Source organism: Mycolicibacterium lutetiense, from assembly GCF_017876775.1.
GTDB classification, from domain to species: Bacteria; Actinomycetota; Actinomycetes; order Mycobacteriales; family Mycobacteriaceae; genus Mycobacterium; species Mycobacterium lutetiense.
The window spans coordinates 1,632,001-1,652,530 of the sequence record NZ_JAGIOP010000001.1 but is presented as its reverse complement, the minus strand read 5'-3'; the positions used below and the strand labels follow the sequence as shown (position 1 = coordinate 1,652,530).

Genomic DNA, 20,530 nt, shown 5'->3' with positions numbered 1-20,530 from the left:
GTCACGCTCGCTCCAGGAGCCACACCAGCATGGCCTTCTGTGCGTGCAGCCGGTTCTCGGCCTCGTCGAACACGGCGCTCTGCGGCCCGTCGATCACCTCGTCGGTGATCTCGTAGCCGCGATGCGCCGGAAGGCAGTGCAGCACAATGGCTTCCGGGTCAGCACGCGTGAGGAGGTCGGCGTTGACCTGGAACGGGCGGAAGGGCCGCACCCGGTCGAGCCCGTCGTTCTCCTGGCCCATCGACGTCCAGGTGTCGGTGACCAGCACATCGACCCCGTCGACCCCGGCCTGTGCGTCATCGGTCAGGGTGACGGTTGCTCCGGTTTCACTGGCGCGGCGCTTGGCTGCGTCGACGAAGTGCGGGTCCGGTTCGAACCCGGCGGGTGCGGCGATGGTGACATCGATGCCCGCGGTGACCCCGCCCAGCATCAGCGAGTGCGCCATGTTGTTGGCACCGTCACCCAGGTACGTCATCCGCAGGCCCTTGAGCTTCCCGCGACGCTCAGCCAGCGTCTGCAGATCCGCCAGCACCTGGCAGGGGTGGAATTCGTCGGACAGCGCATTGACAATCGGGACCGAGGCGCCCGACGCCATGGCCGTCAGCCGCTCCTGGGCGAAAGTCCGCCACACGATCGCGTCGACGTAGCGGGACAGCACCGCCCCGGTGTCCTCGAGGGTTTCCTCCCGGCCCAGCTGGGTGCTGCGTCCGTCGACCACCACGGCATGCCCGCCGAGCTGGGCGATGCCCATCTCGAACGAGAACCGGGTGCGGGTCGAGTTCTTCTCGAAGATCACTGCGACGCCGCGCGGGCCTTCGAGCGGGCGCCGCGAGAACGGCGCCTTCTTCAGTTCGGCGGCCAGGGCGAGCACCTCGGCCTGCTCATCGGGCGACAGATCGTCGTCGCGCAGGAAATGCCGGATCATGAACTAGCCTCCACAGCGGTATCGAGGACGGCGGGCAGAGCGGACAGGAATGTCTCGATCTGCGGTTCGGTGATGATCAGCGGGGGCGCCAGGCGGATCACGTCGGCGGCCGCGGCGTTGACCAGGAAGCCGGCGTCGCGGGCCGCGGCTTCGACGGCCTTGGCGCTGGGCGCGGTCAGGACCACACCTTGCAGCAGGCCCTTGCCGCGCACGTGATCGACCAGTGGATGGCCGAGCTCCTCGATGCCGTGGCTCAGGGTCTTGCCGAGCACCCCGGCCCGGGCGATCAGGTCCCCGTCTGCCAGAGCCTTGAGCACGCCCAGCGCCGCGGCGGTGCACACCGGGTTGCCGCCGAAGGTGCTGCCGTGCAGGCCCGGGGTGAGCAGATCACCGGCCGCGCCGATGGCCAGGCAGGCCCCGATCGGCAGCCCGCCGCCCAGGCCCTTGGCCAGGGTCACCACGTCGGGCGTGATGCCGTCGTGCTGATGGGCATAGAACGCTCCGGTACGCCCGACGCCGGTCTGCACCTCGTCCAGGACCAGGAGTGCACCGTTCTTCGTGGTGATGTTCCGGGCGGCGGCCAGGTATCCGGCGGGCGGGACGACGACGCCGCCCTCCCCCATGATCGGTTCCAGGAACACCGCGGCGGTATCTGAATCGACAGCGCGCTCAAGTGCGTCAAAGTCCCCGTAGGGCACGTGGGTGACGTTGCCCGGCAACGGCTCGAACGGCGCCTGCTTGGCCGGCTGGCCGGTCAGCGCCAGCGACCCCATCGTGCGGCCGTGGAATGCACCTTGGGCCGCAACGATATTCGTCTTACCGGTGAGGCGGGTGATCTTGAACGCGACTTCGTTGGCCTCGGTGCCCGAGTTGCAGAAGAACACCCGCGCCTGGGTCCCCAGGTGTCCCACCAGCGCCTCGGCCAGCGCGATCCCCGGCTCGGTGGCGTACAGGTTGGACGTGTGGCCCAGCGTGTTGAGCTGGGTCGTGACGGCCTCGATGACCGCGGGGTGGCGATGCCCCAGCAGGTTGACCGCGATCCCGCCGAGCAGGTCCAGGTAGGACTTGCCGTCGGTATCGGTGACCACGACGCCGTCGCCGCTGGCCAGGGCCAACGGCGGGGTGCCGTAGTTGTTCATCATCACCGCGTCCCAGCGGTCCTGGAGCGTCATGCGGGTACCACCTTGGTTCCGGTTCCTTCATCGGTGAAAAGCTCTACGAGCACACAGTGTTCGACGCGGCCGTCGATCACGTGCGCACTCGGCACGCCGCCGGCCACCGCCCGCAGGCAGGCCTCGATCTTGGGCACCATGCCGGATTCGAGTGACGGCAACAGCTGCGTCAGGGTCTCGGTGTCGATCTCGCTGACCAGCGAGGAGCGATCCGGCCAATCGGTGTAGAGGCCCTCCACATCGGTGAGCATGACCAGCTTCTCGGCGCCAAGGGCCTCGGCCAGTGCCGCGGCCGCGGTATCGGCGTTGATGTTGTGGACCACGCCGTCGATATCCGGACCGATCGTGGAGACCACCGGAATCCGGCCCGCAGCAATGAGATCCAACAGCGATTCGGCGTTGACGTGTTCGACGTCGCCGACCAGTCCGATGTCGGTGGCCACCCCGTCCACGGTGACGCTGCGCCGCACCGCAGTGAACAGGTGCGCATCCTCACCGGTGAGACCCACCGCGTAGGGACCGTGGGCGTTGATCAGGTTGACCAGTTCCCGGCCCACCTGACCGAACAGCACCATGCGCGCCACATCGAGGACCTCCGGGGTGGTCACCCGGAAGCCGCCCTTGAAATCACCTGGGATGCCGAGCTTCTTGAGCATCGCGCTGATCTGCGGCCCGCCCCCGTGCACCACCACCGGATGGATACCGCAGTTGCGCAGGAACACCATGTCCGCGGCGAAGGCCGCCTTGAGGGTGTCGTCGGTCATGGCGTTGCCGCCGTACTTGACGACGACGATCTTGCCGTGCAGTTGCTTGAGCCACGGCAGCGCCGAGGCGAGCACCTGGGCCTTGACGCCGCGCTCGATGGCTTGACTCATGAGCTGTAGGCCGAATTCTCTTCGACGTAGGCATGTGACAGGTCGGTGGTCCTGATGGAAGCGCTGTGGCCTCCTACGCCCAGGTCGATCACCACGGCGATGTCCTCGCCGGACAGGTCGACGTCACGGGCGCCCGGCGCGCCGGCCCCGTCGACGCACACCGGAGAACCGTTGAACGACACGCTGATCCGTTCCGGGTCCAGGTTCACCGGGGCGATACCGACAGCGGCCAGCACCCGGCCCCAGTTCGGATCGGAGCCGAACAGCGCGGTCTTGACCAGGCTGTCGCGGGCGATGACCCGGGCCGCAACGAGTGCGTCGTCTTCGGTCTCGGCGCCGACGACGGTGATGACGACGCGCTTGGTGACGCCCTCGGCATCGGCCTGCAACTGGGCGCACAAGTCGTCGCAGACCCGCAGCACGGCCTCATTGAGATCGTCCTGGCTCGGGGCGATTTCGCTGGCCCCCGAGGCGAGTAGCAGCACGGTGTCGTTGGTGGAGCAGCTGCCGTCGACGTCGAGCCGGTCGAAGGTCAGTGCCGACGCGCGCTTGAGCGCGATGTCCAATGCCTCCGAACTGGCGACCGCGTCGGTGGTCAACACCACCAGCATGGTGGCCAGTGACGGTGCCAGCATCCCGGCGCCCTTGGCCATCCCACCGAGGGTCCAGTTCTCCCCCGATTCCACCGAATGGTGCAGCGCAACCTGTTTCGGCACGGTATCGGTGGTCATGATCGCCCGCGCGGCGTCCTCGCCCCCGGTCAGGCCGCCGGCGATGTCGTGCACGATCTCGGTGACGCCGGCCAACACCTTGTCCATCGGCAACCGGTCACCGATCAGGCCCGTCGAGCACACCGCGACCTCGATGGCACCGGTCTCGGTCCCCCAGTCGCTCAGCGCGCCGGCCACGGCCTCGGCGGTGGCGTGGGTGTCCTGAAAACCCAGCGGGCCGGTGCACGCGTTGGCACCGCCCGAGTTCAGGATCACCGCGCGCAGCCGGCCGGTGGTCAGCACCTGCTGCGACCACTGCACGGGCGCGGCCTTGATCTTGTTGCGGGTGAACACCCCCGCCGCGGCGTAATCCGGCCCCTCGTTGAACACCAGGGCCAGGTCCGGTTTGCCGGATGCCTTGATACCGGCGACGATTCCGGCGGCCCGGAAACCGGCCGGGGCGGTCACACCCTGGGTGCGGACCAACTTGGTTGCCTCGGTCACGGTGCCACTCCCACGATCGAAAGTCCTTCGGTTTCGGGCCAGCCCAGCGCCAGGTTCATCGACTGCACCGCTGCTCCGCCGGTGCCCTTGGTGAGGTTGTCGATGACGGCGATGGCCACCAGGGTCTGCGCTTCTTCATCTACCGCTACCGCCACCTGTGCGGCATTGCTGCCGATCACCGAGCCGGTCTTGGGCAGCTGCCCCTCGGGTAGCAGGTGGATGAACGGCTCTGCGTCGTAAGCCTTTTCGTATGCGGCCCGGATCTCGGCTTCTGACGCCTCGGTGCGGGCGGTGCAGGTGGCCAGGATGCCCCGGGAGGTCGGGATCAGCACCGGGGTGAACGACACGGTGACGTCCTTGTCGGTCACCGACCGCAATCCCTGGGCGATCTCGGGGGTGTGCCGGTGCTTGCCGGCGATGCTGTAGGCCCGCGCCGAGCCGATCACCTCGGAGCCCAGCAGGTCCACCTTGGCGGACTTGCCCGCGCCCGAGGTGCCGCTGACGGCGACGACCGTGACAGCCGGTTCGACGAGATCGGCGGCGACCGCGGGCAGCAGAGCCAGCAGTGCAGCGGTCGGATAGCAGCCCGGCACCGCGATGCGCTTGGCGCCCTTCAACCGGTCGCGGGCACCCGGAAGTTCGGGCAGCCCGTAGGGCCAGCTGCCGGCGTGCGCCGATCCGTAGAACTTTTCCCAGTCGGCGGCGCTGGTCAACCGGAAGTCAGCGCCACAGTCGATGATCAGGGTGTCGGGGCCGAGTTGTTCGGCCAGTGCCGCGGAATGACCGTGCGGCAACCCGAGGAACACCACGTCATGCCCGGCCAGCACCTCGGCATTGGTGGCCTCCAGGACGCGTGAGGACAGCGGCAGCAGGTGCGGGTGATGCTCGGCCATCGTGGTCCCGGCACTGGAGGCCGCGGTCAATGCCCCGATGGTCAACCGGCCGTCAGCGTAGGCCGGGTGTCCGAGCAGCAATCGCAGGATCTCTCCGCCGGCGTAGCCGCTGGCGCCGGCCACCGCTATCGAAGTCATGCTGCAATTCTGCATTGTTATGCATGCAGATGCAAACTCATTAATCGCGAGCGGACGGGTGGGGAACTCAGCCGCGCAGCACGGCTCCGACGCGCTCGCCGGCGACCGCAACGGCAGCGTCGCGGGCGGCGCTGGCCTCGTCCTCGGTCAGCGTCCGGGCAGCGGCGCGGAACCGCAGCGCCAAAGCGAGTGACTTGCGCCCCTCGCCGACCTGCGGGCCGGTGTAGACATCGAACACCCGGACGTCCTCGAGCAGCTCGCCGGCCCCGTCGCGGACGGCGTCGACGACGGCGGCCGCGGCCACCTGATCGTCGACGACCACGCTGATGTCCTGGAACACCGCAGGGAACGGTGACACCGACGGCGCAGGCAGCACCTCGACGATCGGCACGGCATCGAGATCGAGTTCGAGGGCGCACGTTCCCTTGGGCAGGCCCGTCCGTTCGACGACCGCCGGATGCAGCTGACCCGCATAGCCAACCGTGGTGTCACCGACGAGCACCTCGGCGCAGCGGCCCGGATGCCATGGCAGCTCCTGGGCGGCGCGCAAGGTGAACTCCACCCCGGCAGCCCGGCCGATCACCCGCACCGCCTCGAAGGTGTCGGCAGCCTCCACCGGGCGGCCCGGCCCCCACGGTCCGGCGGGCTCACGCAGTCCGGTCAGCACCGCGGCGATGTGCTGCGGTTGATGCGGTAGCGAGGCGTCCAGCCCGGCGATCTCCTCGTCGGTGGGCCTGCGGTCATTCGGGATGCGCTCGACGGACCGGGTCTCGGCCGTAGGATGCACCACCTGCTGGATCGCGAACAGCGCTATGTCCGTGGCGCCACGGGATACGTTGCGTCCCAATGCTTCCAGCAACCCCGGTAGCAACGTGGTGGCCAGCTGCGGGCGGTCGGCCTCCAGCGGGTTGAGCACGGTGGTGGCGGATCGCCTGGAATCCTCCGGCCCCAGACCCCACAGGTCGAACACCCCGGAGGGCAGGAACGGCGTGGGCAGGACCTCGACGAATCCGGCCAACGCCAGCGACTTCCCGATCGCACGCCGCCGCTTCTGGACCGCGCTCAGGCCACGTCCGGCTGGTGCCGTCGGCAGCACCGACGGGATGGCCTCCAGGCCCTCCAACCGCAGCACTTCCTCCACGAGGTCGGCACGCTGACGCATGTCGGGTCGCCAGCTCGGCGGGGTGACGGTGAGTACGCCGGAACCGGCAGCTTCAACAACAGAGGCACCGATCTGGGTCAGCCGCCGCGCCGTGGTGCCGGCCGCGTATTCGACACCGGCAGTGCGGTCGGGCAGATCAGCCGGGATCTCGATAGCCGGCTGGGACCAGTCGCTGCGCCCGTCCGCACGCCAGTCGGTGAGCTTCGGTTCGACGGTGCCCCCGGCGATCTCGGCCAGCAGAGTCGCGCAACGGTCCAGGGCGGCAACCGAAATGGCCGGGTCCACGGACCGCTCGTAACGGCGGCCGGCCTCGCTGGCCAGGTGCAGACGACGCTGGGTACGCGACACCGCGGCCGGATCCCACACCGCCGCCTCCAGCAGCACGTCAGTGGTGGAACCGCGCACCTCGGTGGTGCCCGCGCCCATCACGCCGCCGATCGCGGCGGTGGCGACGTCGTCGACGATCAGCACGTCGGCCGAGTTCAAGGTCCGCTCGACATCGTCGAGGGTGACAACCTTCTCGCCGTCCCGGGCGAACCGCACATCGAAGCCGCCGGTGATCAGGCTGCTGTCGTGGGCGTGCATGGGGTGGCCGAGTTCGAGCATGACGTAGTTGGTCACGTCGACCGCTGGGGAGATGGCGCGGATACCGCTGAGCGTCAACCGCCGCTGCATCCACCACGGTGTCACCGCCGCCGGGTCGATGCCCGTGACCGGGCGTAATCCGAAGCGCTGCACCCCGGTTCCGGGCTGGACCGTCAGCGGCCACGCCTCGCCCTCAGCGGGCAAGGGCGGCACGTCGGCCAGATCGACGAAATCCAGGTCATGCGCGCACGCGATTTCACGGGCCAGGCCACGGATCGACAGGCAGTAGCCGCGATCGGGCGTGATCGCCAGGTGGAACACCACATCGTCGAGGCCGAGGATGTCGGCCGCCGGAGTGCCCGGTTCCGCGGTGCCGGGCGGCAGCACCAGGATGCCCGAATGGTCCACACCCAGGTTCATCTCCGATGCCGAGCAGATCATCCCGTCGGACACCCGCCCGTAGGTCTTACGGGTGGCAATAGTGAAGTCCCCGGGCAATACCGTGCCGGGCAAAGCCGCGACCACCAGGTCACCCACCGCGAAATTCGTTGCTCCGCACACGATGTCTCGCAGCTCGGTTTCACCGACATCGACTTTGCAGGCCCGGATCGGCTTCTTGAACTCAGCGAGTTCCTCGATCTCGGCGACCCGGCCGACGGTCAGCGGACCGCTCACCGGGCCGATCGGGATGATCTCCTCGACCTCGTGTCCGATCCGGATGAATGTCTGCTCGAGTTCCTCGACCGAGGAATCCCAATCAGGCGCACCGGCACGGACCGCCTCACGCAGCCAACTGAAAGGAATGCGCATCAGGCACCGACCCCGAACGGCAGCGAGAACCGGACATCGCCCTCGACCATGTCGCGCATGTCAGGAATTCCGTTGCGGAACTGCAGGGTTCGCTCCAATCCCATACCGAAGGCAAATCCGGAGTACACGTCGGGGTCGATACCGCAGGCGCGCAACACATTCGGGTTGACCATGCCGCAGCCACCCCACTCGACCCAGCCGGGGCCCCCCTTCTTACCGGGGAACCAGATGTCCACCTCGGCCGAGGGCTCGGTGAACGGGAAGAAGTGCGGACGGAACCGGGTGCGTCCCTCCGGGCCGAACTGGGACCGCGCGAACGCGTCGAGCGTGCCGCGCAGATTCGCCATCCTCAGGCCCTTGTCCACCGCCAGCCCCTCCACCTGGTGGAACACCGGCGTGTGGGTGGAATCCAGTTCGTCGGTACGGAAGGTCCGGCCGATCGAGATGACGTAGACGGGCAGGTCGCGTTCCAGTAGCGCCCGGATCTGCACCGGCGAGGTGTGGGTACGCAGCACCTGACGCGATCCTTCCGGGGCGATCTGGAAGGTGTCCTGCTCACTGCGGGCCGGATGGTCCGGCGGGAAGTTGAGCGCGTCGAAGTTGAACTGCTCGGTCTCGACCTCCGGGCCCTCGGCCAGTTCCCAGCCCATCGCCACGAAGGTGTCGGCGACGTTCTCGGCCAGGATCGTGATCGGGTGCCGGGCGCCCACCGGCTGGCGCGTCGAGGGCAACGTCACATCGATGCGTTCGGCGACCAGCACCGCGGCGTCGCGCTCGGCTCGCAGCGCGGCCAACCGGTCGTCGTACGCGCGCTGGGCCTCGCCGCGCGCGACGTTGACCCGTTTGCCTGCGTCGGCGCGGTCTGCCTTCGGCAGCGTCGCCAACGCCTGGCGTGCCAGGGCGATCGGTGCCCGATCACCGAGGTGCTCGGTCTTGGCGCGCGCGAGCGCGTCGAGGTCACCGGCCAGCTCAAAGGCATGCCGGGCGGCACTGACTGCTTTGGTCAGTGCTTCTTCTGAGAGATCATTGGGCGGCTCAGCCACCCGGCGATCATAGGCGATGGCCTGATCACGCTTCGAATCCGTTTCCACCGGTTAGCCTTCAGGCCGTGCTGATTCGTCCCCTCATCGTCACGGGAATCTGGGCCTGTGCGGCGCTCGCAATAGCCGCGGCGTTGCTCCTCAGCAGTGGCTGGGCAATCGCCGCCGTAGCCCTCGCCGCGCTGGCGGCACTGGGCACCTGGGACCTGCTGCAGACCCGGCACAGCATCCTCCGGTCCTACCCGATCCTCGGCCACATGCGTTTCCTGATGGAGCACATCCGGCCCGAGATCCGCCAGTACTTCATCGAGTCCAACACCGAAGGCACACCGTTCGACCGCGAGACCCGGGATCTGGTCTACGAACGGGCCAAAGGCACCAAGGGCGACGAACCGTTCGGTACCGAGCGCGACGTCACTGCCCCCGGATACGAGTTCCTGCGACACTCCCTACGCGCCCGATTGGCCGACGACCTGGCCCCGCGGGTGCGGCTCGGTGGCCCCGAGTGCGCCCAGCCCTACGACATCGCGCTGCTCAACGTCTCGGCGATGAGTTTCGGCGCGCTGTCGGCCAACGCGATCCAGGCGCTCAACCGGGGCGCGGCCCGAGGCGGATTCGCCCACGACACCGGTGAGGGCGGAATCAGCCCGTACCACCTCCACGGTGGCGACCTCGTCTGGGAGATCGGATCGGGATACTTCGGCTGCCGTGATGCCGACGGGCGGTTCGACCCCGAGGCGTTCGCCGCCAAGGCGACGCTGCCCGAGGTCAAGGTGATCTCGATCAAACTGTCCCAGGGCGCAAAACCCGGCCTGGGCGGCGTGTTGCCCGGCGCCAAGGTGAGCCCGGAGATCGCCGCCACCCGGGGCGTACCCGTCGGACGCACCGTGATCTCGCCGCCGGCCCACAACGCGTTCGGCACGCCCACCGAATTCGTCGGATTCATCGACACGCTGCGCCGCCTGTCCGGCGGCAAACCGGTCGGTTTCAAGCTGTGCGCCGGGGCCCGCAGTGAATTTCTGTCCATCTGCAAGGCCATCCTGCAGACCGGCACAGCGCCCGACTTCGTCATCGTCGACGGCTCTGAAGGCGGCACCGGCGCGGCACCGCTCGAGTTCGAGGACCATGTCGGCATGCCACTCACCGAGGGCCTGATGATGGTGCACAACTGCCTCGTCGGCACCGGACTGCGGGAGCGCATCAAGGTCGGCGCGTCCGGCAAGGTGGCCAGCGGTGTGGACATCGTCAGCCGCGTCTGCCAGGGCGCGGACTTCACCATGTCCGCCAGGGCCATGATGTTCGCCGTGGGCTGCATCCAGGCACTCACATGCCACACCAACCACTGCCCGACCGGGGTCGCCACCCAGGACCGCGCCCGTGCCCGCGCCCTCGACGTCAACGACAAGTCCGCACGGGTGTTCAACTTCCAGCGCGAAACCGTCGCCAGCGCAGCGCAGATCGTCGCCTCGATGGGGCTGTCCGGCTTCGGCGACCTGTCACCGGCCATGCTCAACCGCCGGATCGACGGTCTGGGCAGCCGCACCTACGCCGAAATCTACGAGTGGCTCATGCCCGGCGAACTACTCGAAGATCCGCCGGAGTCCTGGCGATCGGACTGGGTGGAATCGTCGGCGTCCGCATTCGTCTGACGCCTGGCCTTCAGCCCGCCGGCAACTGCCCGGAGGTTCTCACCCGGTACATCACCAGATCATCGGGCACACCCTCGGGCTTGGTTGAGAACATCTGGCGCCGTTGACGTTTGACGGTCACCGCAAGTTCGGCCAACTCGTCTTCGGAGATGCCCTCCAACGTCGTGTGGGAGACGACCAGGCCGCCGCTGCCGGCCCGCTCCATCACCCGGGCGGCGATGTTGACGTCGACGCCGAGCCAGTCCGACCCGATGCGCTGCGGACGTCCGGTGTGGATACCCACCCGCATCCGTGGCGCGTAGCCGTCCAGGTCGATGTTCTTGACACCTTCGAGCGCCACGAGCATCGCGCGCAGGGCGGTTTCCGGATCGGAGAACACCGCCATCATGCCGTCGCCCATCCGTTTGACGATGTGACCGCCGGCTTCGAGGACCGGGGGCTCGATCACCTGAGCCACCCGTCGCAGCAACCGCAATGTGGCGTCGTCGCCGGAGCGGAGCGACCACGACGAAAATCCGACCAGGTCGGTGAACACCAGGGTCACCTCGGGATTGGCCGGCGTTCCCGACACACGTTCGGTCAGCGCCTGCCAGACCTGCAACGCACCCAGGCTCACCTCGCGCGAGGCGGCGTCACGGTCCAGCAGCCGGTCGGCCACCCGGGCGGCTGCCCGCGGTCCGCCTTCACCCGACGCCGAGAGGCGGTCACCGAAATCGGGATCCCCGGGCAGCGACCGGCGCACCCGCCGGACCAGATCGACGACGGCCGGACTGCGATTGGTGCGCTGCAGCCACCCCAAGGGACCCGGCAAGCCGGGCGCCTTCGCGGGGCGCTGCCGTGGCGCCTGCTCGAAATCCCCGACCTCGCCGGACGGGTCATCGAACGGCTCGCCATCCACAGCGCAAGGGTAAGTGGCCCGCCGACCGGGCGGCAATCGCGCCACGATCGGGTGGGCCCGCGCTCCCCCGGCCCCGGCAAACCGACCTGGTCACAGCGCTGTGGAGCCGCGATAGCCGCCGAATAACAGTGCACCCGCCCGCGGCGCGGCGTCGTAGACAACATCCGTTGTCACTACTATCGTCGGGCCCAGCTGTGATGTACGTCATGACGAATCGACGAGGACGCAATGACCACACGGACCACGACCGGCAGCGAGCATGATCCACTCGGCCCGGACTCGCTGACCTGGAAATACTTCGGCGACTTACGCACCGGGATGCTGGGCGTCTGGATCGGCGCGATCCAGAACATGTATCCCGAACTCGGTGCCGGTGTCGAGGAACACTCGATCCTGCTCCGCGAACCCCTGCAGCGCGTGGCCCGATCGGTGTACCCGATCATGGGCGTGGTCTACGACGGCGACCGGGCGGCCGACACCGGCGCCCAAATCAAGGGTTTTCACCACACCATCAAGGGCGTCGACGGCGAGGGCCGGCGCTATCACGCGCTGAACCCGGAGACGTTCTACTGGGCGCACGCCACGTTCTTCATGCTCATCATCAAGACCGCGGAGTACTTCTGCGGCGGACTCACCGAAGCCGAGAAGTGCCAACTGTTCGACGAGCACGTGCAGTGGTATCGCATGTACGGCATGAGCATGCGACCGGTCCCCAAGACCTGGGAGGAATTTCAGGAGTACTGGGACGCCAAGTGCCGCGACGAGCTCGAGATCAACCGCGCCACCCTCGACATCTTCACCATCCGGATCCCCAAACCGTGGTTCGTGTTGATGCCGACGCCCGTGTGGGACCAACTGTTCAAACCCCTTGTCGGGGCACAACGCTGGATCGCAGCCGGCCTGTTCGACCCGGCGGTGCGGGAGAAGGCCGGCATGCGCTGGACACCCGGCGACGAGGTCCTGCTGCGGGTCTTCGGCAAGATAGTCGAACTGGCATTCGTCGCGGTCCCCGACGAGATCAGGCTGCACCCGCGCGCTCTGTCGGCCTACCGCCGCGCGGCCGGGAAGTCGGCGGCCGACGGCCCACTGGTGGAAGCACCGGGCTTCATGGCCCCGCCGCGCGACCGCAGAGGACTGCCGATGCACTACCTGCCGCGCCAGAAAACCCTGCTGGACCGGGCCGGCGCGCTGGTACACACCACCTTCTCCCTGCCGGCGCTGCGGCGACCCGCCCGGCGCAGTGCGGCCTGACTCTGGCGCCTGTCTAGGCTGTCGGGATGCTTGATTGGTCTGACACTGACATTGCCGTTCGTGATGCCGTCCGCGCGTTCGTGGACAAGGAAATCCGGCCTCATCTCGATGAGCTGGAAAGCGGCGATATGGAGCCCTACCCCATCATTCGAAAGCTGTTCGCCGCGTTCGGCATCGACGAGATGGCCAAGGAGTCGCTGGAGAAGCGGCTGACCGCGTTGCGGGCCGGCGAGCCCAAGCCGGGCGGCCGTGGCGGCATGTTTGGCGGCAGCGCATCGCCGGGCATGGGCTTCGTGCTGATCAGCGAGCTGTGCCGGGTATCGATGGGCCTGGTCACCGGCCTGGGCGTCAGCTCGGGCCTGACGGTTTCGACCATCCAGAGCCGCGGCACCCTGGCACAGCAGGAGCGGTGGCTGCCCGGTCTGGTGACCTACGAGAAGATCGGGGCGTGGGCGATCACCGAACCCGACGCCGGTTCGGATGCCTTCGGCGGCATGAAGACGTACGTGACCCGCGATGGGGATGACTACATCCTCAACGGACAGAAGACCTTCATCACCAACGGCCCCGACGCCGACGTCGTCGTGGTCTACGCCAAGCTGGACGAGGGTGACGGCGCCGACAAGCGCGACCGCAAGGTGCTGACGTTCGTGCTGGACCGCGGCATGGAGGGCTTCGTGCAGTCCAAGCCGCTCCGCAAGATGGGCATCCACTCCTCGCGCACGGGCGAGCTGTTCTTCAACAACGTCCGCCTGGGCCGGGACCGGCTGCTGGGCGAAACCGAGGACAACGAGACCGGGGACGGACGGGCCAGCGCCAAGTCCAACTTCGCCGCCGAGCGCATCGGCGTCGCCTCGATGGCGCTCGGTGTCATCGAGGAGTGCCTGCGGCTCAGCACGGACTACGCCAAGACCCGCACCCTGTGGGGCCAGGAGATCAGCCAGTTCCAGCTGATCCAGCTCAAGCTGGCCAAGATGGAGGTCGCCCGGATCAACGTGCGCAACATGCTGTTCCGGGTGATCGAGTGCGCCGAGAAGGGCGTGCCGGTCTCGCTGGCCGAGGCCTCGGCGATCAAGTGGTACTGCTCGGAGGCCGCCACCGATGTGGCGATGGAGGCGGTGCAGCTGTTCGGCGGCAACGGCTACATGACCGAGTACCGGGTGGAGCAGCTGGCCCGCGATGCCAAGTCGCTGATGATCTACGCCGGCAGCAACGAGGTTCAGATCACCCACGTGGCACGGGGATTGCTCAGCTAGCGCTATCCCTGGATCATCTCGCGACCCGGGTGCGCCTCGCGCCACCCGGCCATCGCGGCATCCCAGTCCACACCGTCGAGCGCGGTGAGCGCAGCCGGGAACAGCCCATCCTCTTCCTTGGCGATGTGCAGATAGAGATCCTCGATCTCCGCGCGAACTCGCTTCTGGTGGGCGGGATCGGACAGGTCGACGGCCTCGAGGAACGCGGCCAGCTCCCGGTGTTCGGCGACCAACGGGTCGATGTGCTCGGCGTAGAGCTCGTCGCTGTGCATCACGGCGAACAGCCCGTTCTCCTCGCCACGCCAGTGGGAACGCAACTCCTCGTACATCGCCCCGAGGCGCTGTCGGGCCACGTCCAGGTCGCCGCGGTCCAGGGCTCGCACGGCTTCGCGGCCATGGTCCACCGACCGCTCATGCTCGGCGATGTAGTCGCGCAGCAACGGCATGTCCCGGCATCCGCAGTATTGACACATGGCTCGGCCTCCCATCGGCATCGTTCCACATCGGCCGAGTGGCCACTTGCGATACACGAACCGCGAAAAAGCGTGGGATAACTGGCCATTCGGCCTAGCTGCGGTGGGCGCGGGCGCTCTGATACAGGCAGATCGACGCCGCCGACGCGATGTTGAGGCTTTCGGAGTGTCCGGGCATCGGAATATGCACCCGGCGATCGGCCGCCGCAGCCAATTCAGTAGGCAGACCGTGGGCTTCGGGTCCGAACAGCCAGGCAGTGGGCCCGGCCAGGTTCACCTCGTCGAGGCTGACCTCGCCGTCGACCGTGGTGGCCAGCACCTGCAACCCGGCGGCCTGCAGCCGGGCGATTGTCGCCGTCTCGTCGGGTTCACTGATCACCGGCAGCGAGAAGATGCTGCCGGCCGATGACCGCAGGCACTTGCTGTTGTAGGGGTCGACGCTGTTGCCGGCCAGCACCACCGCGTCGGCGCCCATCGCGTCGGCGGCCCGGATCAACGTACCGGCGTTGCCCGGTTCCGAGATCTGCACCGGTACCGCGATCAACCGGGGCTCGGATGCCAGCACCTCGTCTAGGGAGACTTCGGGTAGCCGGCACACTGCCACCAGGCCGACCGGGGTCACGGTGTCCGACAAGGCCTTTGCCGCACGCTCGGTGACGAACTGCACCGGCGCGTCGGCCAGCAACGCGCCGAAGCGGTCTATGGCGGCCTCGGTCGCGAATACCTCGGAAACAAGTCCGCGCCGCAACGCGGCCTCGACGAGGTTGGGTCCCTCGGCAAGGAAGCGTGCGGCGCGGCGGCGCCCGACGTGGCGCTGCAGCTTGACTGCAGCAGCCACTCGGGCAGAACGCTCGGTGAGCGTCAGGCGGCCTCTCCGGAAGGAGCGTTGACGTCCTCCGGCAGAGCAGCCTTGGCGAGCTCGACCAGCGCGGTGAACGCGGCGGCGTCGCTCACGGCGATCTCGGCCAGGTTCTTGCGGTCCACCTCGACCCCGGCGAGCCTGAGGCCCTGGATGAGTCGGTTGTAGGTGACGCCATTGGCGCGGGCAGCCGCGTTGATGCGGGTGATCCACAGCTTGCGGAAGTCACCCTTGCGGGCCTTCCGGTCCCGGTAGGCGTAGGTCAGCGAGTGCAGCTGCTGTTCCTTGGCCTTGCGGTACAGGCGGGACCGCTGGCCCCGGTAGCCCTTCGAGGCCTTGAGTACGGTGCGCCGCTTCTTCTGGGCGTTGAGTGCGCGCTTCACGCGTGCCATGGGATGGTCCTATTCTCGTTCGGTACGGGGAGCGGCAGATCTAGCCGTTGAGCATCTTGGTGACACGCGCGGTGTCGTTGGCTGCCACGACGGTGCGGCCGTCGAGGCGGCGGGTGCGCTTGGTCGCCTTGTGCTCCAGCAGGTGGCGCCGGCCGGCCTTCTGGCGCACGATCTTGCCGGTCCCGGTCTTACGGAAGCGCTTCGATGCTCCGCTGTGGGTCTTCGCCTTGGGCATGAGTCCTCAGTTCTGTGTTGAAACTAGTTCTGCGTAACGTCTGGTTCTTCTGATGCGGCCGGTTCGGCCTGCTGCCCACCCGGGCGCTCGGCCTGCTCTGCCGCCTTGGCGCGAGTCTTCGCGCCGCGGTGCGGTGCCAGCACCATCGTCATGTTGCGGCCGTCCTGCTTGGCTGACGTCTCGACGAAGCCATAATCGGCGACATCGGCGCCCAGTCGCTGCAACAACCGGTACCCGAGTTCGGGCCGGGACTGCTCACGACCACGGAACATGATGGTCACCTTGACCTTGGACCCGGCTTCGAGGAAGCGGACCACATGGCCCTTCTTCGTCTCGTAGTCGTGGTCGTCGATCTTGGGACGCAGCTTCTGTTCCTTGACGACGGTCTGCTGCTGGTTCTTGCGAGACTCGCGCTCCTTGAGTGCCGTCTCGTACTTGAACTTGCCGTAATCCATGATCTTGCAGACCGGGGGTTTAGCGGCTGGTGCAACTTCGACGAGGTCGAGATCGGCATCCGCGGCGACGCGGAGAGCATCTTCGATGCGGACAATGCCCACCTGCTCGCCAGCTGGTCCGATCAGGCGGACTTCAGGTACGCGGATACGCTCGTTGATGCGGGTCTCAGTGCTGATGGGGCCTCCTATGTTGGGTCTGCTGAGGAGACCCACCCATCCGCACTTCTGCCCTGTAGAACAGAAAAGCCCTGCTCATAGCAGGGCCCAATGCCGACCGATCACGGCTTGCGCCGCCTGCAACTCCAGTCCTGGAGTACAGAACCGGTATCCGAGGACACCGGCGACCGGACCGTTGTACCAGTGTGGCCAACGGTGGGAGTGGGACTCCACTTGCTGTCCCTGACATAAGCCGGGACGGTCGCGCATGACAGTCTAGCAGCCATGACCGATCCGACCGAAACGCCCGACGAAGCGACTCCGCAGCTACGCGACCTGGCCGACATTCCTGCGGTCGAGGTGATCACCCGAGCGGCGGTCATGCTGATGAGCGCCGCAGCCGAGAAGATCGGGCTTTCTGCCGAGGACCCCGAGGATAGCCCGCACCGCGATCTTGACGAGGCGCGTCGCCTCATCACCGCGCTGGCCGGTCTGGTGACGGCCTCCGCCGAGTACCTCGGACCCCACGCGGGCCCCGTGCGCGACGGCCTCAAGAGCCTGCAGCTGGCATTCCGTGAGGCGAGCGCGGCCCCCGAAGAGCCGGGTAAAGGTCCAGGCGAGAAGTACACCGGCCCGGTCTGGTAATCCGCTGGAGGGTGTCTGTGCGCGCGATCGGCCCAATTGACGGGTTGACCGCCTATTCTCCGGGCGTATGACCGTTATCAGCCGCGGCGGCCGCACCGGGGTACGGCCCGCGTCGAGGTTTTCGTGGGTTCCTGCGGCCGCCGGTTGGACCGTCGGCGTCATCGCCACCCTGTCGCTGATCGCCAGCGTGTCTCCGGCGGTGCGCTGGTTGATCCAGGTGCCGCGAGAGTTCGTCAACGACTACATCTTCAACTTTCCCGACACCAGCTTGTCGTGGGCCTTCATCCTGGCGCTGCTGGCCGCTGCGCTGGCGGCCCGCAAGCGGATCGCCTGGTGGATCCTGGTGCTGTACATGGTGGGCGCCATCGGCTGGAACCTCGGCGATCTCGTCACCGGCGGGGACCCCTTCGCCGACGATGTCGGCGAGGTCATCGGCGTGGTGTTCCACCTGGCTGCCATCGTCGCGCTGGTCTTGGCTCGTAATCAGTTCTGGGCCAAGGTGCGCCGCGGCGCCCTGCTCAAGTCCGCCGTCGTGCTGGTCGCGGGCATGGCGATCGGCATCCTGGCCGCCTGGGGACTCTTGGAACTCTTCCCCGGCACCCTCGCCCCGGAATGGCGGCTGCCCTATGCGGTCAACCGGGTCAGCGGCTTCGCCACCGTGCCGACCGAGGTTTTCGAAGGCTATTCGCACACCTTCCTCAACGCCATCTTCGGCCTGTTCGGCGCCCTGGCGCTGATGGCCGCAGCAGTGGTGCTGTTCCAGTCACAACGAGCCTCCAATGCGCTCACCGGTGAGGACGAATCGGCAATCCGCGGCCTGTTGGAGATGTACGGCAAGAACGATTCGCTGGGGTACTTCGCCACGCGCCGAGACAAGTCGGTGGTGTTCGCACCCAACGGCCGCGCCGCGATCGCCTACCGCGTCGAGGTGGGCGTGTGCCTGGCCGGCGGCGATCCGGTCGGTGACCCCAAGGCGTGGCCGCAGGCGATCGCGGCCTGGCTGCAGTTGTGCCAGACCTACGGGTGGGCGCCCGGTGTGATGGGTGCCAGTTCAGCTGCGGCCGAGGCGTTCCGGGCGGCCGGGCTGAACGCGCTGCAACTGGGCGACGAAGCCATCCTGTATCCGGACACCTTCCGGCTGTCCGGGCCGGACATGCGCGCGGTGCGCCAGGCAGTCACCCGGTCCCGGCGCGCCGGGACCTCGGTGCGGATACGACGCCACCGTGAGCTGGACCAGGCCGAGATGGCCGAGGTGATCCGGCGCGCCGACGCCTGGCGCGACACCGAGACCGAACGCGGCTTCTCCATGGCACTGGGCCGGCTCGGCGACCCGGCCGACGGCGACTGTCTGCTCGTCGAGGCGGTGCAGCATAAGGACGGCGAACCAGAAAACTCAGAACCCGAGGTGGTCGCATTGCTGTCGCTGGTGCCGTGGGGCGCCAACGGGGTCTCACTCGACGTCATGCGCCGCTCCCCCCAATCCCCCAACGGCACCATCGAGCTGATGGTCAGCGAACTGTGCATGCAGTCCGAAGGCATTGGCGTCAGCCGCATTTCACTGAACTTCGCGATGTTCCGGTCGGCATTCCAGCAGGGTGCACAATTGGGCGCCGGCCCGGTGGCCCGGCTCTGGCGGGCGCTGCTGGTGTTCTTCTCCCGCTGGTGGCAACTGGAGACGCTGTACCGCTCGAACATGAAGTACCAGCCCGAGTGGGTTCCGCGGTATGCCTGCTATGAAGACGCCCGCCTGATCCCACGGGTCGGAGTGGCCTCGGTGATCGCCGAGGGCTTCCTGGTGCTGCCGTTCTCCCGGCGGAGCAAGCAGCACACCGGCGAACACGTCGCGGCCCCGGCCGATCTGGTGGATTCGGGCCGGCTGCACCATGACGGCAGCGCACCGGACCTGTCCGGGCTGCCGATCGATCCTGCCGACGGCGACGATCAACAGCGGCTACCGGAGCAGGTGCGGGTCCGGATGGCCAAGCTGCGGCAGTTGCAGGCCGGTGGCGTCGACGCCTATCCCGTGGGCCAGGCGCCCAGCCATACGGTCGCGGCCGCGCTGGAATCCGCCGACGGCGACGACGTGACCGTGGCCGGGCGGATCCTGCGGGTCCGGGATTACGGCGGCGTGCTGTTCGCCCAGTTGCGCGATTGGTCGGGCGAAGTTCAGCTGCTACTCGACAACGACCAGCTGACGCAGGCCGGCACCGCCGAGTTCACTGCCACCATCGACCTCGGCGACCTGATCGAGGTCAGCGGTTCGATGGGACAGAGCCGTAACGGTACCCAGTCGCTGCTGGTCGAGGGTTGGCGGTTGATCGGCAAATGCCTGCGGCCCTTGCCGGACAAGTGGAATGGCCTGACCGACCAGGAGGCCCGGGTGCGGGCCCGCTACGTGGACCTCGCGATCAACACCGAGGCACGGGACCTGATCCGGGCCCGCAGCGGCGCGCTGCACGCCATCCGGGAGACGTTGTACGCCAAGGGTTTCCTCGAGGTGGAAACCCCGATCCTGCAGCAGATCCACGGCGGCGCCAATGCCCGGCCGTTCCTGACCCACATCAACGCCTACGACCTGGACCTGTATCTGCGGATCGCGCCCGAGCTCTACCTCAAGCGGTTGTGCGTCGGCGGTGTGGAACGGGTCTTCGAACTGGGCCGCGCGTTCCGCAACGAGGGGGTGGACTTCAGCCACAACCCGGAGTTCACCCTGCTGGAGGCCTATCAGGCCCACGCCGACTACAACGTGTGGATCGACGGTTGCCGCGAGCTGATCCAGAATGCCGCCCAGGCCGCCAACGGAGCCCAGGTCTTCAAGCGGCCACGTGCCGACGGAGTCCTCGAGCCGGTCGACATCTCCGGCGAGTGGGCGGTGAAGACCGTGCACGACGCGGTGTCGGATGCACTCGGCGAGCACGTCACCGTCGAAACGGATGTGGCGACGCTGCGCCGGCTCTGCGACGCGGCGCACATCCCCTACCTGACCCACTGGGACGCCGGGGCCGTGGTGCTGGAGATGTACGAGCACCTCGTCGAGGACCGCACCGAAGAGCCCACGTTCTACAAGGATTTTCCGACCTCGGTGTCGCCGCTGACCCGCCCACACCGCAGCATCCCCGGGGTTGCCGAACGCTGGGATCTGGTGGCCTGGGGCGTCGAACTGGGCACCGCCTACAGCGAGCTCACTGACCCCGTCGAGCAGCGGCGCCGATTGCAGCAACAATCGCTGCTGGCCTCCAGCGGTGACCCCGAGGCCATGGAACTCGACGAGGATTTCCTGCAGGCCATGGAGTACGCGATGCCGCCGACGGGCGGTCTGGGTATGGGCGTGGACCGGGTGGTCATGCTGATAACCGGCCGTAGCATCCGCGAAACGCTGCCGTTTCCTCTGGCCAAACCGCGTTAGCAGGCTCCTCACAGCCGATCCCAAGATTGGGCGGCCACGAT

General features: G+C 67.7%; 18 protein-coding genes. 5 read left to right on the top strand and 13 right to left on the bottom strand.

Going from position 1 to position 20,530, the window contains the following annotated elements; translation table 11 throughout:
• Position 1: 1 nt before the first annotated feature.
• The 7 genes from argF to pheS all read right to left on the bottom strand — a co-directional run bounded on the left by argF (position 2) and on the right by pheS (position 8,817).
• Positions 2-925 (bottom strand): ornithine carbamoyltransferase, encoded by a 924-nt coding sequence (gene argF, locus JOF57_RS07905; protein ID WP_209915498.1) that lies wholly within the window; start codon positions 923-925, stop codon positions 2-4.
• Complete coding sequence (locus tag JOF57_RS07900) at positions 922-2,097, bottom strand: acetylornithine transaminase (protein WP_209915496.1); 1,176 nt, start codon at positions 2,095-2,097, stop codon at positions 922-924. Before JOF57_RS07900 ends, argF begins: the two co-directional genes overlap by 4 nt.
• A complete protein-coding gene (gene argB, locus JOF57_RS07895) occupies positions 2,094-2,972 on the bottom strand; it encodes an acetylglutamate kinase (protein ID WP_209915494.1) in 879 nt (292 codons plus the stop codon). The genes JOF57_RS07900 and argB overlap by 4 nt, the downstream gene beginning before the upstream one ends.
• On the bottom strand, positions 2,969-4,186 hold the full coding sequence (gene argJ, locus JOF57_RS07890) for a bifunctional glutamate N-acetyltransferase/amino-acid acetyltransferase ArgJ (RefSeq protein WP_209915492.1): 1,218 nt from the start codon (positions 4,184-4,186) through the stop codon (positions 2,969-2,971). The genes argB and argJ overlap by 4 nt, the downstream gene beginning before the upstream one ends.
• Positions 4,183-5,217 (bottom strand): N-acetyl-gamma-glutamyl-phosphate reductase, encoded by a 1,035-nt coding sequence (gene argC / locus JOF57_RS07885; protein ID WP_209915490.1) that lies wholly within the window; start codon positions 5,215-5,217, stop codon positions 4,183-4,185. Before argC ends, argJ begins: the two co-directional genes overlap by 4 nt.
• 67 nt (positions 5,218-5,284) lie before the next feature.
• Complete coding sequence (gene pheT / locus JOF57_RS07880; protein WP_209915489.1) at positions 5,285-7,774, bottom strand: phenylalanine--tRNA ligase subunit beta; 2,490 nt, start codon at positions 7,772-7,774, stop codon at positions 5,285-5,287.
• Positions 7,774-8,817 (bottom strand): phenylalanine--tRNA ligase subunit alpha, encoded by a 1,044-nt coding sequence (gene pheS / locus JOF57_RS07875; RefSeq protein ID WP_209915487.1) that lies wholly within the window; start codon positions 8,815-8,817, stop codon positions 7,774-7,776. Before pheS ends, pheT begins: the two co-directional genes overlap by 1 nt.
• Before the next feature lie 68 nt (positions 8,818-8,885).
• Here pheS and JOF57_RS07870 point away from each other — a divergent pair, with 68 nt between their 5' ends.
• Positions 8,886-10,463, top strand: a complete 1,578-nt coding sequence (locus JOF57_RS07870) for an FMN-binding glutamate synthase family protein (protein ID WP_234938057.1) — start codon at positions 8,886-8,888, stop codon at positions 10,461-10,463.
• 10 nt (positions 10,464-10,473) lie between these two features.
• On the opposite strand, the gene JOF57_RS07865 is transcribed toward JOF57_RS07870, so the two are convergent.
• Entirely contained in the window at positions 10,474-11,361 is an 888-nt protein-coding gene (locus tag JOF57_RS07865) for an adenylate/guanylate cyclase domain-containing protein (protein ID WP_407666546.1), read from the bottom strand.
• A gap of 228 nt (positions 11,362-11,589) precedes the next feature.
• Between JOF57_RS07865 and JOF57_RS07860 the strand changes: the two genes are divergently transcribed.
• Both JOF57_RS07860 and JOF57_RS07855 read left to right on the top strand, forming a co-directional pair.
• The gene (locus JOF57_RS07860; protein WP_209915483.1) at positions 11,590-12,612 is read left to right on the top strand and encodes an oxygenase MpaB family protein; all 1,023 of its coding nucleotides are present in this window, start codon (positions 11,590-11,592) and stop codon (positions 12,610-12,612) included.
• A gap of 26 nt (positions 12,613-12,638) precedes the next feature.
• The gene (locus JOF57_RS07855) at positions 12,639-13,868 is read left to right on the top strand and encodes an acyl-CoA dehydrogenase family protein (RefSeq protein ID WP_209915481.1); all 1,230 of its coding nucleotides are present in this window, start codon (positions 12,639-12,641) and stop codon (positions 13,866-13,868) included.
• Positions 13,869-13,870: 2 nt separating this feature from the next.
• Here the strand turns inward: JOF57_RS07855 and JOF57_RS07850 are convergent, their stop codons facing one another.
• From JOF57_RS07850 to infC, 5 genes are all read right to left on the bottom strand, one after another.
• Entirely contained in the window at positions 13,871-14,314 is a 444-nt protein-coding gene (locus JOF57_RS07850) for a hemerythrin domain-containing protein (protein ID WP_209915479.1), read from the bottom strand.
• A gap of 121 nt (positions 14,315-14,435) precedes the next feature.
• Positions 14,436-15,179, bottom strand: coding sequence for a TrmH family RNA methyltransferase (locus tag JOF57_RS07845; protein WP_209915477.1), 744 nt, complete (start codon positions 15,177-15,179; stop codon positions 14,436-14,438).
• A gap of 23 nt (positions 15,180-15,202) precedes the next feature.
• A complete protein-coding gene (rplT, locus tag JOF57_RS07840) occupies positions 15,203-15,592 on the bottom strand; it encodes a 50S ribosomal protein L20 (RefSeq protein ID WP_163660778.1) in 390 nt (129 codons plus the stop codon).
• Positions 15,593-15,632: 40 nt separating this feature from the next.
• On the bottom strand, positions 15,633-15,827 hold the full coding sequence (gene rpmI / locus JOF57_RS07835) for a 50S ribosomal protein L35 (protein ID WP_163660776.1): 195 nt from the start codon (positions 15,825-15,827) through the stop codon (positions 15,633-15,635).
• Between the two features lie 23 nt (positions 15,828-15,850).
• Positions 15,851-16,495, bottom strand: coding sequence for a translation initiation factor IF-3 (infC, locus tag JOF57_RS07830; protein WP_209915476.1), 645 nt, complete (start codon positions 16,493-16,495; stop codon positions 15,851-15,853).
• Between the two features lie 228 nt (positions 16,496-16,723).
• On the opposite strand from infC, the gene JOF57_RS07825 reads away from it, so the two are divergent.
• Both JOF57_RS07825 and lysX read left to right on the top strand, forming a co-directional pair.
• The gene (locus JOF57_RS07825) at positions 16,724-17,083 is read left to right on the top strand and encodes a DUF1844 domain-containing protein (RefSeq protein ID WP_209915474.1); all 360 of its coding nucleotides are present in this window, start codon (positions 16,724-16,726) and stop codon (positions 17,081-17,083) included.
• A 67-nt stretch (positions 17,084-17,150) separates the two neighbouring features.
• Complete coding sequence (lysX, locus tag JOF57_RS07820) at positions 17,151-20,489, top strand: bifunctional lysylphosphatidylglycerol synthetase/lysine--tRNA ligase LysX (RefSeq protein WP_209915472.1); 3,339 nt, start codon at positions 17,151-17,153, stop codon at positions 20,487-20,489.
• Positions 20,490-20,530: the final 41 nt, after the last annotated feature.